Annotated in this window: 19 protein-coding genes and 1 pseudogene; all 20 read right to left on the minus strand. The window is 43.4% G+C overall.

Going from position 1 to position 17524, the window contains the following annotated elements; all coding sequences use genetic code 11:
• Position 1: 1 nt before the first annotated feature.
• The 20 genes and pseudogenes from flaG to gnd all read right to left on the minus strand — a co-directional run bounded on the left by flaG (position 2) and on the right by gnd (position 17487).
• A complete protein-coding gene (gene flaG / locus V1502_RS18185; protein WP_409252005.1) occupies positions 2-367 on the minus strand; it encodes a flagellar protein FlaG in 366 nt (121 codons plus the stop codon).
• Positions 368-556: 189 nt separating this feature from the next.
• Positions 557-1231: a flagellin gene (locus tag V1502_RS18190; RefSeq protein ID WP_409254387.1), complete on the minus strand. Its 675-nt coding sequence runs from the start codon at positions 1229-1231 to the stop codon at positions 557-559.
• Between the two features lie 78 nt (positions 1232-1309).
• Positions 1310-1501, minus strand: a complete 192-nt coding sequence (locus tag V1502_RS18195; RefSeq protein WP_409252006.1) for a hypothetical protein — start codon at positions 1499-1501, stop codon at positions 1310-1312.
• Between the two features lie 208 nt (positions 1502-1709).
• Entirely contained in the window at positions 1710-2894 is a 1185-nt protein-coding gene (locus V1502_RS18200) for a flagellin (RefSeq protein ID WP_409252007.1), read from the minus strand.
• A gap of 160 nt (positions 2895-3054) precedes the next feature.
• Positions 3055-3276: a carbon storage regulator CsrA gene (gene csrA, locus V1502_RS18205; RefSeq protein ID WP_409252008.1), complete on the minus strand. Its 222-nt coding sequence runs from the start codon at positions 3274-3276 to the stop codon at positions 3055-3057.
• A gap of 4 nt (positions 3277-3280) precedes the next feature.
• Positions 3281-3727 (minus strand): flagellar assembly protein FliW, encoded by a 447-nt coding sequence (gene fliW, locus V1502_RS18210; RefSeq protein ID WP_409252009.1) that lies wholly within the window; start codon positions 3725-3727, stop codon positions 3281-3283.
• Positions 3728-3739: 12 nt separating this feature from the next.
• On the minus strand, positions 3740-4330 hold the full coding sequence (locus V1502_RS18215) for a DUF6470 family protein (protein ID WP_409252010.1): 591 nt from the start codon (positions 4328-4330) through the stop codon (positions 3740-3742).
• Positions 4331-4403: 73 nt separating this feature from the next.
• Positions 4404-5309, minus strand: coding sequence for a flagellar hook-associated protein FlgL (gene flgL / locus V1502_RS18220; protein ID WP_409252011.1), 906 nt, complete (start codon positions 5307-5309; stop codon positions 4404-4406).
• 14 nt (positions 5310-5323) lie between these two features.
• Entirely contained in the window at positions 5324-6937 is a 1614-nt protein-coding gene (flgK, locus tag V1502_RS18225) for a flagellar hook-associated protein FlgK (protein WP_409252012.1), read from the minus strand.
• A gap of 25 nt (positions 6938-6962) precedes the next feature.
• Complete coding sequence (locus V1502_RS18230) at positions 6963-7454, minus strand: flagellar protein FlgN (RefSeq protein ID WP_409252013.1); 492 nt, start codon at positions 7452-7454, stop codon at positions 6963-6965.
• 15 nt (positions 7455-7469) lie between these two features.
• Positions 7470-7733, minus strand: coding sequence for a flagellar biosynthesis anti-sigma factor FlgM (flgM, locus tag V1502_RS18235; protein WP_409252014.1), 264 nt, complete (start codon positions 7731-7733; stop codon positions 7470-7472).
• Between the two features lie 97 nt (positions 7734-7830).
• The gene (locus V1502_RS18240; protein ID WP_409252015.1) at positions 7831-8235 is read right to left on the minus strand and encodes a TIGR03826 family flagellar region protein; all 405 of its coding nucleotides are present in this window, start codon (positions 8233-8235) and stop codon (positions 7831-7833) included.
• Between the two features lie 68 nt (positions 8236-8303).
• Complete coding sequence (locus V1502_RS18245) at positions 8304-9017, minus strand: phosphoribosyltransferase family protein (protein ID WP_409252016.1); 714 nt, start codon at positions 9015-9017, stop codon at positions 8304-8306.
• Positions 9014-10510 carry a DEAD/DEAH box helicase gene (locus V1502_RS18250; protein ID WP_409252017.1) on the minus strand — a complete coding sequence of 499 codons (1497 nt, stop codon included), beginning with the start codon at positions 10508-10510 and terminating at the stop codon, positions 9014-9016. The genes V1502_RS18245 and V1502_RS18250 overlap by 4 nt, the downstream gene beginning before the upstream one ends.
• A gap of 97 nt (positions 10511-10607) precedes the next feature.
• Positions 10608-11453, minus strand: coding sequence for a DegV family protein (locus V1502_RS18255; RefSeq protein ID WP_409252018.1), 846 nt, complete (start codon positions 11451-11453; stop codon positions 10608-10610).
• A gap of 261 nt (positions 11454-11714) precedes the next feature.
• Positions 11715-12623 carry a DMT family transporter gene (locus V1502_RS18260; RefSeq protein WP_409252019.1) on the minus strand — a complete coding sequence of 303 codons (909 nt, stop codon included), beginning with the start codon at positions 12621-12623 and terminating at the stop codon, positions 11715-11717.
• A 216-nt stretch (positions 12624-12839) separates the two neighbouring features.
• Positions 12840-13787: a methyl-accepting chemotaxis protein gene (locus V1502_RS18265; protein WP_409254388.1), complete on the minus strand. Its 948-nt coding sequence runs from the start codon at positions 13785-13787 to the stop codon at positions 12840-12842.
• Positions 13785-14627 (minus strand): annotated as a pseudogene (locus V1502_RS18270) (HAMP domain-containing protein); the annotation flags it as partial. The gene V1502_RS18265 and the pseudogene V1502_RS18270, both read right to left, overlap by 3 nt.
• A 239-nt stretch (positions 14628-14866) precedes the next feature.
• Complete coding sequence (gene gntK / locus V1502_RS18275; RefSeq protein WP_409252020.1) at positions 14867-16402, minus strand: gluconokinase; 1536 nt, start codon at positions 16400-16402, stop codon at positions 14867-14869.
• Positions 16403-16584: 182 nt separating this feature from the next.
• Positions 16585-17487 carry a phosphogluconate dehydrogenase (NAD(+)-dependent, decarboxylating) gene (gene gnd, locus V1502_RS18280; RefSeq protein WP_409252021.1) on the minus strand — a complete coding sequence of 301 codons (903 nt, stop codon included), beginning with the start codon at positions 17485-17487 and terminating at the stop codon, positions 16585-16587.
• Positions 17488-17524 lie beyond the last annotated feature (37 nt).

The raw sequence follows: 17524 nt of genomic DNA on the forward strand, positions 1-17524 counted from the left end.
TTTACACTTTTTTATCTACCATCAATCCAACAAATTCTGTCATTGCAGCGTACATGTCTAGTACTCTTTTTGCAGGTACCTCTTTCACTATTTCTTTTGAGGTATCATCAACGATAGTTACATAGTATTCTTTTAACTTTTCATGATATTCAAATTTAAGATGGGTTTTTGAATGAGAAAGAAACTCATTCATCCCTTGGACAACTTCTTTGATTCTTTCATTCGTAACTGGTTCTTGGAGCTGCTCATCTTTGATATGTTCAATTTCTTGTAATTGTTCTATGTTCCTTAGCTTACTATCTAAGTTTTCAGGTTTAAAAGAGAATGATTGAGTACTTTTCACACTTCCTGTTACTTTATCAACCATTGTGGTTCCTCCCAAAATATTCTTTACTTATTATATCGGGTTGTAAGAAAGGAAGTTTAGCTTTGGGGGGACTAAATTTCAGGAATGTCATTATCACGTGTAACTAATAGAGGAGATATAAGGGGCTTAATAAGTTTTATAATAAACCAAGGGACACTAGCAGAACTAGGCCCCTTAATTCTAAGACTATTAACGTAATAATTGAAGTACACCTTGAGGCTGTTGGTTAGCTTGAGCCAACATTGCTTGAGCAGCTTGAGAAAGAATTGAATTCTTCGTTTGATTCATCATCTCTTTAGCCATGTCCACGTCACGAATACGAGACTCTGCTGCTGTTAGGTTTTCAGAGGATGTGTTTAAATTATTAATAGAATGTTCTAGGCGATTTTGTGCAGCACCGTATGAAGAACGTTTAGTTGAAACGTCTACAATAGCAGCATCTAGAATGTCAACTAACACGTCTGCTTTTGCCGTAGAATCATCTGCTGTGTTATTGCCGCTGGGATGGTTATGTCCTACTAGAATTGATGCAGCGTTACTCAAAATGTCAGGCTTGAAGCACTCCCTAGGATGCACTATGCTTGCGTTTAGACTTCCAATGTGGCAAATGTTGATAGCTGTTGGTTGATTCTTTGTGTCCAAACAAACAACAACAAAGTGTTCCCTATCCACGTCTCCTAAGAACTGCTTCAGCAATTGGTAGCCATCCTTTGGACTACGCACACTTCTATTTTTGTAAAGCATGCTCGATTCCTTCACTAGCTTTAGGCTAACAATGTTTACACGTTTGGCAGTTTGATTTTTCATGATTACAATTCCTCCTCCAAACAGAAAAAGGGCTTCTCTCCGAAGAAAGAAGCCCATTTTTGATGAACATAATGTACATTTATGTTCACGATTATGATATATGCTTGTATATTCATTTAAACCGATTTCAACCAATTATCTATTAATTACGGCTTCGTAACTCAATTCAATAAAGTCCTCAAAAGATACTTCCCTAGTTAGGGCTTCTGATATCTGAATCAGGACTTCTCCATTTTCTATACCAGTGACAGTACCGTACTCATAACTATTGGCTATCTTTACTCTTACATTATCACCGACTTGAAGACTTTGTAACATATCATTCATTTGGCATTACCTCCTAAAATATATATTCTTATTATCTACTTTTACTCCTTTTTGCTCAAATTCGTATTCTTTGGTGTATCACCATTATTGATGTTCTCTCACCACAATTGTAGGGAATACTTTATCCTTATAAAATTATTATCAAAATGCTTGAGATTACGAAAAAGACCCTAGAAAATATCTAGAGTCCTTTCCAAATAATCTAATATTAACGAAGAAGTTGTAAAACTCCTTGTGGTTGTTGATTAGCTTGAGCAAGCATAGCTTGAGCAGCTTGAGAAAGAATAGAATTCTTTGTTTGGTTCATCATTTCTTTCGCCATGTCTACGTCACGAACACGAGACTCAGCTGCTGTTAAGTTTTCAGCAGATGTACCTAAGTTGTTGATAGTGTGCTCTAATCGATTTTGGGCGGCACCGAGAGTAGAACGTTGTTTAGAAACATCCTTAATTGCATCGTCAAGCACAGCCGTTAATGCATCAGCTTTTGCTTTATCATCAACAATCGCACTTGCAGCACCGGTAACTTTGTCAGAAATATTAACACCAACACCGCTACCCAGTGTAGTAGTGTCCATTTTCGAGAAAGAAACAGCTAATTTTTCATCATTAGTACCATTAGAACCAATTGCAAAACTAGCTGATGCGTTTGCTCCAGTTGTAATATCAAGTGTATCTAAGTCAGCAGCAATATCAGCAGCAGCTTTAGTAGTATCTCCAGTTATCTCTAATTTAACACCTAACTGACTAAAGTCTAATGTCATTGTACCATCTGCTCCGATAGACGCATCTAAAGAAATTGTCTGAGAAACACCATCTGAACGAGTCAAAGTCAAATCTCCACCTGTTGCGTCTGCAAAAGTGTACGTTTCACTTCCTAATGCACCAGAAACGTCTATTTTTGAGATTGTAGCAGCAGCAGTTGTTGCAAGTGCCGTACCAACTTTTGCAGTACCACCAGATTGAGTAGCCGATAAGTCACCGTTTAACAGTTTTTTACCGTTAAACTCTGTTGTTTTAGAAATACGGTCAATCTCATCTTTTAATTGAAGTAGTTCTTCACCGATAGCCTCACGGTCATCTGCATTGTTAGTGTCATTTGAACCTTGAACAGATAACTCACGCATACGTTGTAAAATATCATGTGTTTCATTTAAAGCACCTTCAGCAGTTTGAATCATTGAGATACCATCTTGTGCATTACGCCCTGCTTGTTCTAAGCCACGAATTTGCCCACGCATTTTTTCAGAGATTGAAAGACCTGCTGCATCATCTCCCGCTCGGTTAATACGAAGACCAGAAGATAATTTCTCCATTGATTTAGATTGTGCAGTGGAAGCACTGTTCAACTGACGATAAGTATTAAGAGCCGCAATATTGTGATTAATTCTCATTGCAAGATTCCTCCTTGAATGTTCCGTTCACATCCTTGTGAACTTTTTTGGATTTTATGTTGGCAAAAGACTCATTTGGTCGGCCGCCCTATGTATCCTTTGCTTACATTATTAATATCGGCAGTAAGGACGAGGAGTTAATAGTTTTCTTGAAATTTTTTTATTGTTTTTTGGGCAAAATGCTAAGCAGATTTTTTATGCCTTTAGAAGCTTCTGCATTTTCTTCCTGGATGTTTAGATAAACTTCCTTGCGATGGATTTCTATATTTTTCGGAGCATTGATGCCCAGCTTTATTTGATCGCCTTTAACCGATACAACTGTTACTTCGATATCATTACCAATTTTTATGGCTTCCCCAGTTTTGCGTGTTAGTACTAGCATCGTCTCACCCTTTCTGCAATTCCTCAGTCTTTGAGAAAATCTGGTGCCTAGTTCTATAATCCGTATTGTTCAGAATCACTTGTTTCGCTTTTTTGTTAGATAGGTTAATAATAACCGGAGCCTGCAGGTTTGCAGTTGTTTCACTCATGGGTTCCTTCACTGTTAAAATAGTAAGCACTTTAATATCTTTTTCTACTGGGTTCCCTAGGAATTCTACTGTATTTTCATCTATTGTAAAATCGTAGTCTTTAAAAAAGATAAATGGGTCAGTTACGACGAAAGCAAGGTGTTGTGTTTCCACTGATTGAAGTATATGAAAAAATTGATTATCAGGCAGAGGAAGTAAAACAAATCTTTTTTCTTTTAAGAAACCAGGGATTCCCCCATCAAATATAAGAGTCTCTTCGAGTTTAATATCTATTTTTCCGTGATATTTTGTTGAGATTTCCATTATTCCACTTCCTTAAATAGTTATTTCAAAATTAATACCGACATGTCTTAAGTTTTCAAAATCTATCTTTAGCTCATTGTACCGACTCAGATTAATCTTTATATGAGCAGGAGTATAGTTGATTACCGGTTTTTGCGCTTTACTATTATTCCTAACCTTTTGAGGTTCCACATTTATCTTAACTTCTCCTGGTTCATAAGATATCTTCACACTTCCATGAGAAGGAACCCAGCCAATGTTGATTTCCTGCATAGGGTCTTCGCTGTTTCTTTTTGCTTGGTCGGCAATTGGGCCGCTGCCGCTTTCTATCATCATTAACTCATCGCCGTCACTTGCTAACCTTGCCAATCCTTGAAGCCAATCTTGTCTACCGAGTTCCGCGGCGTCTCTTGTCCTCCTAAAAACACTCTTCAAATCAACATCCGCTCTCGCTTCCGTCTGATCAATTGTGAGCTTTGCGGGTCGTCTTTCCATTTCAAGTTTTGCTTGAGGCTGCTGTATGTCCAGTTTCGCAGGCGGCTGTTCAATCTCCATTTTGCCAGAAGTTGTATTAATTTGTATCGCAGCTGATGTAGAGCTCAAGCGAATTTGAGGAAAACTCATTTTTATAACCTCCATAAAAAAGGACCGATCCTTCAAGGTGACAAAACACCTTAAAGGGTCAGTCCCCTTACTTTTATCTTAGAAAATCCATCAAAGTCGGTTGAATAATCCTTGCACCAACACCGAGAGCAGCCCTATGTACACTCTCCTGTGTTTTCAAATCTGTAATGACCCTTTCAATATCAGCGTCTTCATTATCAGATAAAATGCGGCTTGCGGTAATTTCCTGTTGCAGAAGACGGTCATCGACCATTTCCAATCGGTTGTAACGGGCTCCAAGCTCTGACCGTTCAGCAGACAATTGGTCCATTACTTTATCAAGATTCTGGAGTTCTGTATCTAAGGTAGACGTATCTCCACTTTCTAATGCCTTTTGGATATTGTAAACAGCGTTAAACATGTCCTGGCTGAAGACATTATTCGGGTTTACGTTCGCTTTTAGAGAAACTCCGCGGGAAACTTCAATTTGGTAATTATCAATCGAAGGGTCTGCCAGGTTCGCTGCAACCTGGGGGGCCTGTTTGTTATCAATCCCTTTATCAGCTATCGGAGACTTGCTGACATCCGTTCCATGGAAGATGTATCTTCCGGCAACTTGTGTGTCTGCAACACTAACGAGATCTTGTTTGATCTGTTCAATTTCTCTTGCCACTGCCTGGCGGTCTTCCGGGCTGAGTGTGTCATTTTTCCCTTGAATAGTCAGTTCGCGTACCCTCTGTAAACCTTGGTTCGCCTGGTCGATCCCTGCTTCCGAGTTTTCCATCCAAAGGTAAAGTTCTGAAAGGTTCCGTTTGTACTGTTCAATGCCTGTAAGGTTTGAGCGGTAGAACATTCCTTTCATTGCCACGACCGGGTCGTCGGAAGGCCTGGTGATCTTTTTGCCTGTTGCGAGCTGGTCCTGCAGTTTGCCCATTCGATTATATGATGAGCTGAGGTTTCTCATTGAGTTGGAGGTCAGCATACTTTGTGTTACACGCATATTCGTTCACCACCCTATCTTCCTACGGTACCCATACCGTTAATTATTTTATCGAGCATTTCATCCTGTAAGGTAATCATTCTGGCTGACGCATTATATGCGTGCTGGAATTTGATCATGTTGGTCATTTCTTCATCTAACGACACTCCGCTGACAGAAATTCTGCGCTCTTCTACTGCCTGACGAAGGACATCACTGTTGTTCGTCAACCGCACAGCTTCCTGGGAAGTGACGGCCATATCACCGATGACACCCTCATAGTAGTTACGAAAATCTGCTTTTTCACCACTTCCTGCTTTGTATGCAAAAGCAGTATTGATTACATCTGCCAGTTTCAGGACCGTCGAGGAATCTCCGGCAGCTGCTTCCGAAGGTTTGGATCCATCCGCAGAGGCGATGTGATCCAAATCATTCTTAATAACTTGAGAGATTCCGATTCTTTGAGCAAACCCTTCACGGAGTCCCAGATGGTCAGTCAGTGGGTCGTTATCATTTGGAAGAGGCTCTCCATTTGTGGCTTGAGCAGGGTCTACGAAGAAGACATTCTTTACATTCTGCTGGGCTTCAATTTCGTTCAGTCCCATCCCCGCCGCATGAATTTCATTAAATTCTCTTGCGAAAGTGTAAGCCAGATTATCCAGTTCGGACATCATATTTGTATAAGTCCCTTTCACGTTACCTTGAAAGTTTGGGGAGAAGTCCTGATATCCGTACATCTCGATCAGCCCTCTTAGTTTACCTTGAGAGGTGAATTTTTCAGGACTGACTTCCATGGTACCTACCTTAATACTGCTGACGGTACCATTAGGACCTTCATATTTTACGTCGATTTGATTCGCTCCGCCCGCTCCAACTAGGATGGCAGAAGCCTGGCCGTTTTCGCTCATGAGTTTTACAGTGGCCTGGCCGTCGGCAATATCCAGGGAACCTCCGCCGCTGGACTTGTATGTAACCTGAACATCGACAATCTTGGAAAGTTCGTCGATCAGTCTGTCGCGTTCATCGTAAAGGTCATTCGGCAGGTATCCGTGCGGTTCCACATCGCCGATTCTTTTATTCAAGTTATCTATCTGTCTCGTTAAAGAATTGATCTGGTTTTCAGTTACATCAATTTCATTTTTCAGATCTGTACGGATGCTTCCAAGGGATGACGCCACATAGTTGAACGTTTCAGCCACGGCAACTCCACGCTGGCGCACAACAGAGCGTGCCCCTGAGTTTGTTGGGTTGACTGCCAAGTCCTGAAGCGACTGCCAGAACATATCCATCGTTTTGGACAAGCCGGAATCAGATGGTTCGTTCATTACTTCTTCCATCTTCTTCATCGCTTCCATTTTTGTCTCCCAGTACCCGAGCTTATTGTTCTCTCCGCGGTATTGAACATCCAGGAATTTTTCACGGACACGCTGAATCGAACCTGCCTCCACACCTGTTCCCATCTGTCCCGGAATCTGAGGGCGGTTGATGGATGGTGACGGGTAAGGTTCTGATTGTTCAAAGTTCACTCGCTGACGGGTGAAACCTGGTGTATTGGCGTTGGCAATATTATGTCCTGTTGTGTGCAGTGCTCCCTGCTGGGTGTACATTCCGCGCTTGGCAGTTTCCAGCCCCATAAAAGTGGAACGCATGATGTGGCCTCCGTTTCAAATCTTTTTATGCTTTTGAATCAAACATGGATTTCTGTGCAGCCTGTCCTTTGCTCTCAGACGGACGGCTGTAGTTCGTCTGCTCCGCCTGAGGCTGCAGCATCGATAAGTTCATGTTGACGAATTGCAGTGACTGATAGACTAGCTTTTGGTTCAGTTCGTTTTGTTCTTTCAGTTTCACTGTAAGGTCCAGCAGATTTTGTTTAAGCTTCTGAAGTTCTGGTTTTTCAGCTTCATCCGCATAGGCAATGACATCTGAAAGACTTGGAGAATTGATATGATCCCCTTTTGACTGAAGGAATTCTGCCGCCAGTTTTTGACGCTGATTCTCCAGAGTGTTGATAGCCGAAATATGATTCTGCTCTTTTTTAATAAAGTCATTCAGGGCATCTGTATCGCCCTTTTTAATGGCATCTGTTTTCTCAAGGGAAAGGTCATACAAGCTCCCGTGCAGTTTATGAAGTTTTTCGAGTGTCTTGATCAGCTGTTGAGCTTGCATACCTGTTCCCTCCCATTAGTTACGGTAAAAATTGATTAATCCTTTTGCAATGTTTTGCGGATCAGGCTTATAGTTGCCGTTCTGCACATTGATTTTCAGCTCTTCTACTTTTGCCTGTCTCTCTTTCACCAGTTTAGATGTTTCCTGCATTTCTTTTGCAGCTGATGAAATTTCCAATTTATCCGCTTTTTGAAGCCCTGTTTTAGCTGCCTGGTCCACTTTATTCTGCTGGCGTTTGTATGGATTGATTCCTGAGTTGTTAATGTTATTGATTTTCATGAGGCATCCCTCGCTTTCTTTTTCCGCTCACGTATTCCTATTCATTATATCGGACACGGGTACAAATTGTTTAGCGTTACGCTGTGGTTGTTTTTTCCTATCTTGAATAATAAGTCGTTTGTTGTGCTCTTTTCTTGTTTTCTTCAAAAGTCTCTTGTGCTGAAGCTTTTTTCAGATCCTGTGTCAATTCGTTGGCACAATCCTCGCAAAGCTTTCCTTTCGGTATAATCTTCCCACATTTATCGCAAGGATAACCCATATTTGGAAAATGCGCTGTCTGGAGGCGGCCTTTTCGTACCCATTTGTGAATCAGTTTTTCCTGCACTCCGGTTACTTCGACAACTCGCTCGATTGACGCCGCCCTGTTTTCACGCTTTCTTAGGAAAGAGTAGACTTCCTCGTATTTCTTTTCTTCTTCTTTATAGCACTTTTCGCATGTATCCCTGAATTGGCTTCTTATAAAAAGTCCGTTGCATTCTGGACAGTTCAATAGTTCTGACATGGTTCTTTCCCCTCTCGTTGTTGCTCTTACTGTTTGTATCGGATATAAGAAGAAAATTTTTAGTTTTTTCAACCCCGAGCAAGAGTCAGGGAAGATACTTCTTTTGCTCCTGCTTCTTTTAACCGCTTGGCAGCCTGGCGGAGAGTCGTGCCCGTTGTGTAGATGTCGTCGATAAGGAGAATTGATTTATTGATGATGTCTGTTTGAGATTCCGGGGATATCTTGAACACTTCTTCACTTTGTATTCGTTGCCGGCGGGATTTTTTTGATTGTTTTTCAGAATGGCTGCGGATGAGCAATGGCTGGATTTGTAGTCCGGCTTCCATTGCCAAAGCCTCTGCCTGGTTGAACCCTCTTTCGTAGAGTCGCTCAGGGCTTAAAGGAATTGGGGTGACAAGATCATATAATAAGGGTTCAGCAGCATCTTTGACTGCAGAAGAGAAGGCTTTTACTAGCGTATAATCCCCACGGTACTTGAAACGTGCCAGGTATTTCTTTAGATAATCGTTATATAAAAACAGCGAAGTGTTTTGCTCTAGCACTCCTGTCCACTTGGGGTCCTGTTCCCACCTGATGCAATCGTGGCAGCTTCCTGCTTTTACATGGTGAGGTTCTAGTACGGATAATGGCCGCGAACAAAATCTGCACTTGTCACCGGTAATACGCTGGAGCTGGTTGAAGCATTTTTCGCAGAGCCATAATTCTTTTGGCGTGAATAAAAATGTGCCCCAGGTTATTGGATAGTCGATTGTACTATGGCAGTCCAGGCAGTTGGTATTCACTTGTCGAGCAGCCCCCTTTTGGCGCCTTCTCTGTTCATTTCATTAATATGTTTAATGGAGCAGATCATGGGGGTGGTTTTGCCGTAATGAAAAAAGGTGACCTCCCCTGACGGATGCTGTGCACTTCTCCCTACACGTCCCGCAATCTGGACAAGGGCACTTTCGGTAAAAATTTCTTTCTCTGCCCCCAAGACAGCCACATCAATACCTGGGATCGTGACTCCCCTTTCTAAAATGGTGGTTGTTAACAATATGGGGATTTCTCCGTCCCTCGTTCTTTGGACTTTCTCTTTTCGGTCCGGGTCTTCTGCATGGACGGACAGGATGTCAGGGTGAAGTTGTTGAAAGAGAGGGAGGGCTTTGTTCATAGTTTTAACAGATGGAAGGAAAATGAGTGCCTGTTTGTTATTGCTGATTCTTTTTTCTGTCCACAGTCTGATAGGGTGTGGCAGCCTTCCCTTTTTTAATTGGGACTTCCAATTGCCACACCATTTTAATGTAGGAACCGGTAAGGGGTGACGATGATATCTTGCCGGGATCGTAATGAAGTCTCTTTTTCCTCGTTTGGATTCGCTCTGAAGTTTACTGTCGGGAGTGGCGGTGATGTAAATGAGGGAAGAACTTGGCTTGCGGGCTTTATTCACTGCATACCGCAGTGTTTCATCAAAGGAGTAGGGAAAGGCATCGACTTCATCAACAATGATAACGTCGAAAGCTGATTTATACCTGTAAAGCTGGTGCGTTGTAGAGAGGATGAGCTGGGAGTATTTTTGCCGGTCATCGCTTCCTCCATAGAGGGCTATGGGATTGGATGCTGAAAATACTCTTTGTAATCTGGGAACCAGCTCGAGAATGACGTCTGTCCGGGGTGTGGCGATACAGACTCTTTTTCCGTTTTTTAAAGCTTGATGTATGCCGTTGAAGAGCACCTCTGTTTTTCCCGCACCACATACTGCCCAGACGAGGAGATCGGAATTCTTCTCTATAGAGAAGGCCACCTTGTCCGAAGCCGGCTGCTGTCCTTGCGAAAGGGTTCCATCCCAATTGAATGCCTCTATGTTGGTACATTGTGTCGGTCCGGACCACTCGATAAGGGCTGTGCATTGCGAAACTCTTCCCATCATGATGCATTTCCGGCAGTAAATGCACTGCTCCTCACAGCGGCTGCATGGGAAACTGGCGAATAAGGAAGAATCCTGGTTGCCGCATCTGCTGCAATGAGGTTTGCCTTTTATTATGTGTATTCCTTTTGAATAAACGATACAGCCATTTTCATAGTGGTTTTGGACTTCTTCGATGGAATGTGGAAATTCATCCAGGAGAAGTGCTTTTCCTTCTAAAAGAGATTGAAGCTGGGGGTTGTAGTTGAAGATGTGATTCTGCGAGGGCACCGGGAGCTTATCGGGTAGATCGAAGATACGTTTAAATGTTTGATTGGATTCTTTCATAAGGCTTTCCGGTATGATTTTTTCTTCGGAATAGTAGAACCGCAAATGCATCACTCCTTTTCTTTATAAATTCTAGTTTTGAACTGATAATTCCTCTTTGCATAAAAAATCCCGCTGAATTAATTTCAACGGGATTCCTTTATTACATTCTTTTCGACCAGCCCATCCCCATCGAGCCTTCTCCAAGATGAGTACCGATCACCGGGCCAAAATAACTGACCATGAAATCAGTGTCAGGATATTTCTGCTGCAGTTCTTCTTTCCACTTCTCCGCTTCTTCTTCACGGTTTGCATGGATAATGACGACTTGCAGCGGATCTCCCTTTTGAATGTCCTTGTCGAGCAAGTCAACAATCCGCTTCATCGCTTTTTTACGGGTACGAATTTTTTCAAAAGGCACGATAACCTTCTCTTGGAAGTGCAAGAGTGGTTTCACTTGCAGCAGGCTTCCGATGATTGCCTGTGCAGCAGATAATCGGCCGCCTCGCTGCAGGTGTGCCAGGTCATCGACCATGAAGTAAGCTTTGACCGATTCTTTCATTTCATCTAACTTTTGAATGATTTCCTCTGGAGCCATTCCTTCTGAAGCCAGTTTTGCGGCATAGATCGGGTAGAAGCCCTGGACCATGCAGCTGATTTCCGAGTCATATGGGTGAATTTGTATCCCTTCGACCATGTCCCCTGCCTGGATGGCACCTTGGTAGGTTCCGCTGATGCCGCTGGAAAGGTGGATGGAAATGACGGCATCATATTCTTTTGCCAGGTCTTCATACAATTCCACAAAGCTTCCAAGGGGTGGCTGTGAAGTGGTCGGGAGTTTTTCTTCGTTGACTACTTCTTCGTAAAAATCGTTTGCGGTAATATCGATTTCTTCCCGGTATGTTTCACCGCCGAGAATGACGCTTAGCGGTATCATCTTTATATCATATTGATCTCGCAATTCTTTGGGGATGTAGGCAGTACTATCCGTCACAATTGCAGTCTTCATTGAATTAACCTTCCTTACTGTGTATTTTACCGGCCCAAGCCGATAACATGTCTTAGTTCACTCTATGTATAATGACCATTTTATATGAAAAGGGAATGATTTGCATTACAATCTGGAAAAAACCTCTTTACCGCTCTAAAGCACTGAAAGGGACAGTCCCCTTTAGCGCGTTGAAGCGCGATAGGGGACTGTCCCTCTTAGTGCGGTGAAGTATTAAAGTTGCTTCCATTTTTATTAATCAAACGTTTGATTAACAGCCTGCTATCGCTGATTCATCAATGGTTTGCCGATGACTTCCCGTTTCTTTACTTTTCGCGATGAGAGGAAGACTCCTGCAAAGATGATCATGAGGCCAAGGATGAGGTTGGAGGTGATTGGTTCTCCCAGCAGGACAAACCCCCAGACCATGGCTGAAGCAGGTATTAAATAGGTGACGGTAGAAGCAAATTCCGGGCTTCCATTGGTTAACACATAGAAGTAGAGCAGTGCTGCGATTCCCGAGCCAAAGCAGCCCAATCCTATGATTGATAGAATCACTTTTAAATCAAGCAATGCTTCCCAATGAAAACCGCCGGTAAACAGCATTCCGATCAGGCCGGTTGCCATGCCGACAAGCAATTGGAAAGTAGACATCGCGACCATGCTGACACCCTTCAATGCTCGTTTCGTGTACTGACCAGCAAAACCATAACAAATTGTCGCCAGCAGCATCGTTCCAATTCCAATGAAATTAGAGGTAAACAGTCCGGCCACTTGAAAATCCATCAATACAAGAATTCCAATGAATCCTACTAAAATACCGATCCACTGAAATCCGCTCAAAACAACGGAAAATAAAGCAAACCCAATCAATGCCGTCCAAAGGGGTGTTGTAGCATTCAGGATGGATGCCGTGTTACTGTTGATCTGTGTTTCGCTCCAGGCAATCAATGACCAAGGGATGCCTGCATTGACCAGGCCGACAATCAGCAGTTTTCCGATCGGGAGCGGAGCTTTCTCTTTTTTTATCCGATTTTTTATGAACAGAGGGAGTAATATCAGTATACCCGCCAGGCATCTCAGAAAAGTTGTTCCCCAGACTCCCGCCGGCTCAACAATGACTTTAATAAACACAAATGAAAGTCCCCAAATCAAACTGAGGGTGATAAGGGCCCCGTATAACCTCACCATATGTATTCCTTCTTTCTTTTCAGCTCTCTGCTAATCTCTGTAAATCAATACCTATCATCATACAATATTTAGAAGAAGATGACTTCTCTTTTTACTCATGTGAACTCTACTTTTAATTCGACAATTATCAACAAAATGCGGGTGGTGCCTGTCACTTAGACACCAAGACAGAAAAAAATCCAGAGGGACTCTCCCCTCCGGATTTTCAATTAAGTATTAAACTTCGAACTTGCGAATCAATACGTCAAGTTTATCAGCGAGGTCATTGAGGCTTTCTGCATTACGGGCCACTTCCTCCATGACACTTGAGGACTGCTGAATGGTTGCGGATGTTTGTTCAACGCCTGCAGCGGACTCTTCAGAAATGGATGCAATGTTTTCAATGGATTGATTCATTTCAGAGCCTTTGCTGTTGATTTCTACTAAGTTAGTCGAAATTCTGTCGATGTTGTGAACCATTGACGAAATCTGATCGCCAAGGGCAGTCAGGCTGTCCTTTGTTTTTTCAATGCTCTCGGTACCACTGCGGACTTCTGTGTATCCTTCATTTAAAGCGGATGCGATTGTATTGGATTCAGTTTGGATGCCGTGAACCACTTTGGAGATACCTTCAAGCGACTGCGATACTTGTACGGCAAGCTTTCTGACTTCCTCGGCTACCACGGCAAAGCCTTTTCCGCTCTCGCCGGCGCGGGCTGCTTCGATTGCCGCGTTAAGGGCAAGAAGGTTCGTTTGATCGGCAATGCCCTGTATGACATTGACCAAACTTGAAATCTCGTTAGAACGGGTTTTTAGTGTTTCTACTTTTTCCACGGATGTTTCGACCACTGTGTAGATTTTTTTCATCTGCTGAACAGACTCTGACATCAAGGCAGAACCTTCTTCCGCTTTCGTAAGAACGATTTTGGAAGATTCGCTGACTTCCTGTCCAAATCGGTTTGATTCTTGAATGGCTTGCGTAAAGCTTGCCATCATTTCATTCAGTTCAGAAGCTGAATTTGCCTGTTGATCCGCACCTGCAGAAAGGTCCTGCATGGTGACAGCGACTTGGGAACTTCCTTCTCTCACTTCCAGGGATGATTGAGATAGAGTGGCGCTTTGCTCTGTAACGGTTTCCGATACTTTGCGAATATCCCCTACCATGGAAGCCAGGTTGTTTTTCATATTATTTATCGCCAAGCTCAGCTGGCCGACTTCATCTTTCCCAAGGTACGTCAACTCTTCCGCATTCAGCTTTCCTTCCGAAATCGCATTGGCGGTTTTGACTACCCTGTTCAGGCTGCCTGAAATCATGCGGTTAATGATCAGGAGAATGGCGATCCCTAAAACAGCCGATACAACGATGGCCGCAATCATGATGATCTTGCTCTGGCTGATACTACCATATGCTTCTTCCAACCCCAGATCCTTATCAGCCATGACAATGGTGCGGAGCTCATAGAGCTTCTCCACTGTGTTAGGCGCAATAATACCCGCTTTTTTCAATGTCGTATCTAGAAGCACCGTTGAGTTCTTATCAACGCTCGGCACCACTTCCTCATGGAAAAGACTATTTAATTCTTTATCATTCTCAATGATAAAACTGAATAATTCTTTTTCTTCCTTTGTTTTTATTTGGGAGGTCAATTCGTGGGTGAAATTAATGAACTTATCCTGCTGCGTGTTATAATCTTCTACTATTTGCGGATTTTTCTCGTTTGCATAACGCTGAAGAAGCAAAGCTTTGTCTCTGAAAACACTGCCCATTTCCGTCAATTTCACAGCACGGTCGTTGCTGGCATCGACATGCATAATATGCATGTGAATCGTGTTATATTGCATAAATATAAGGACAGCTGAAATAAGAAACAACACAATGGTCACACCCAAAGCTGTAATATATTTATGACCCATCTTCATGTTATTCCAAATGCTGAGATTAAACTTTGAAGCTTTTTTAGTTTTTTTGACTTTCTCAACCGGCCGTTTAGGCTTCCGGTTGAACTTACTCCCCAGTTTCTTCATTTTCCGACCCCTCACTTATGTAATTAAGACCGTGATAATAGTACTATTTCAATTATAAATTAGACCTCTATATAAAAATAGAGTAAAGTTTACAAAATTGCCTTACTATTTATTTCGACAGATTACTAAAAATTTGTATAACCCTTTCTAAATTCCACAAACATTTTCTCCTTTACCGCTTTAAAGTGCGAAGAGGGACAGTCCCTCTTCGCACTTTAAAGCACTAAAAGGTCTGTCCCTCATGAATGTTTACGCTGAAATTCACTGATTGCTTCATACTCGCTTTGAAGCAGGCGCGGGATTCTGATAAAAATCGACATCAGTTCGCGGTATACTTCTGAATTTTTCCGGTTCGGCTGGTGAGAGTGTACAGATCCGACCATGTCTCCTACGACATCCAAGGAGAAGACTTCGCCTTGTCCGTACATTCCCAGCACAACGGCACCCAGGCAAGAGCTTTCAAAGCTTTCCGGCACACTCACTTCTCCGTCGAAGATATCAGCGAGCATCTGCCTCCAAAGCTCTGAACGGGCAAATCCTCCTGTAGCCTGGATTCTCTTAGGTTTTCCAATCAATTCTTCAAGCGCAAGGAGAACGCTGTAAAGGTTCATCACAATCCCCTCAAGGACCGCCCTGACCATATGCTCCTTCTTATGGTGCATGCCCAGACCAAAGAACGAGCCGCGGGCATTCGCATTCCATAGAGGAGCTCTTTCCCCCGCCAAATATGGGTGGAACAGCAAACCATTGGAGCCGGCAGGGATTTTTGCAGCAATCTCTGTCAGTACCTCATACGAATCTTTTCCAAGGCGTTTCGCCACTTCGACCTCTGCCCAGGCCAGTTCGTCGCGTACCCAGCGGAAGATCATTCCCCCGTTATTGACCGGTCCGCCGATCACCCAATGCTTTTCCGTCAGGGCATAGCAGAAAATCCTGCCTTTCGGATCTGTAACCGGTCGGTCAGTAACGGCACGAATCGCTCCGCTTGTCCCGATTGTCACGGCAACGACTCCTGGCTCTATCGCATGCACACCTAAATTGGATAATACACCGTCACTGGCGCCGACAATGAACGGCACTTCTGGCGGAAGCCCCATCATCTTCGCATAATCAGGCTTCAAGCCCGTCAATGATTCAGTGGTAGGAACCGGACGGGAAAGCTGCTCCACCTTAATACCTGCAACCTCAAGCGCTTCTGGATCCCAGTCCAGATTTTCAAGATTGAACAATCCCATCGCAGAAGCAATGGAGTAATCGACGACGTATTCGCCGAACAATCGTTGAAAAACAAACTCTTTAATTCCGATCATTTTGTTTCCGGAAGCCAATAACTCAGGCTTCTCTTCATTTAACCAAGAGAGCTTTGCCAGCGGAGACATTGGATGAATCGGCGTACCTGTACGAGAGTAAATCTCATGTCCATTATGTTCATTCTTGATTTTTTCCGCCCAGGCAGCACTGCGGTTGTCTGCCCAAGTAATTGAATTCGTCAGAGGCTGGCCCTCTCCGTCCACGACAATCAGGCTGTGCATCGCCGAACTGAAGGAAACGAAGCGGATATCCTCTCCGCTGACACCGCCGGTACTCATGCTTTCTTTTATCACCGTCAGTACAGCTTGAAAAATTTCTTCAGGATTCTGTTCAGCCGTACCGGGCACCGGGGTATACAGCGGATATTCGACTCCGAAGCGGCTTATCGCCTTTCCTTTTCCATCAAACACGACTGCTTTGGTACTTGTTGTTCCAATATCGACTCCAATATAATAATTTGCCATCCAGGTAATCCTCCCATAGAGGCGGTTGAACGCCATTCCTTACTATTAAGAATAGCAGAAGATCAAATTCTATAGTATCAAGAAAACGACTTAAGGCTGACATCTCTATGCCAGCCTTACTTTATCGGTATTCATCTACGGTTTCGGAGCCCCCGCTTATCGGAACCCCGGCCTAATCATTTTTATTTTTCGCTCTTCTCAACAGCATGGCCGCCGAATTCATTTCTCAATGCCGCCACAACTTTTCCTGTGAACGTATCGTCTTCCAAAGAGCGGTAGCGCATCATCAGCGACAGCGCGATAACCGGTGCAGCTGTTTGCAGATCAAGAGCCGTTTCCACCGTCCATTTCCCTTCACCGGAAGAGTGCATGACTCCTTTGATGCCTTCAAGCTTTTCATCTTTGGAGAACGCGTTTTCCGTCAGTTCCATTAACCAAGAGCGGATGACAGAACCGTTATTCCAAACGCGCGCCACCTTTTCGTACTCGTAATCGAATGGACTTTTTTCCAAAATATCGAAGCCCTCAGCAATCGCCTGCATCATTCCGTATTCAACGCCGTTATGTACCATCTTCAGGAAGTGGCCGCTGCCGGCTTTGCCTGTGTATAGGTACCCGTTTTCCACAGAGATGTCAGAGAAGATCTGCTCGATTTCTTTGAATACTTCTGCATTTCCGCCAATCATCGTACAGGCACCATTACGGGCGCCATCTACTCCGCCGCTCGTTCCGCAGTCAAAGAGGTATACACCTTTTTCAGCAGCCTGCTCATCTCTTCTTAAGGAATCCTTATAGTGAGCATTTCCGCCGTCGATGATACGGTCGCCTTCTTCCAGGTGAGGAAGCACTTGTTGAAACACAGACTCTGTTGCATCTCCCGCTGGAACCATCATCCAAACGGTTCTTGGTTTTGCTAACTTAGAAACCAATTCTTCTATTGAAGCAGCTGTCTGTACTCCTTCTCCGGAAATTTCTTTCATTACTTCCTCATTCAAGTCAAAAGCAACGACTTCATGTTTATGATCTGTAAGGTTCAACGATAGCTGATACCCCATCTTTCCTAACCCAATCATACCGATTTGCATTTGGAACACCTCAATCTCGAAATTTTTTCCTTGTTAC

This window comes from Rossellomorea sedimentorum, assembly GCF_046237645.1.
In the GTDB taxonomy this organism is placed as follows: Bacteria; Bacillota; Bacilli; order Bacillales; family Bacillaceae_B; genus Rossellomorea; species Rossellomorea sedimentorum.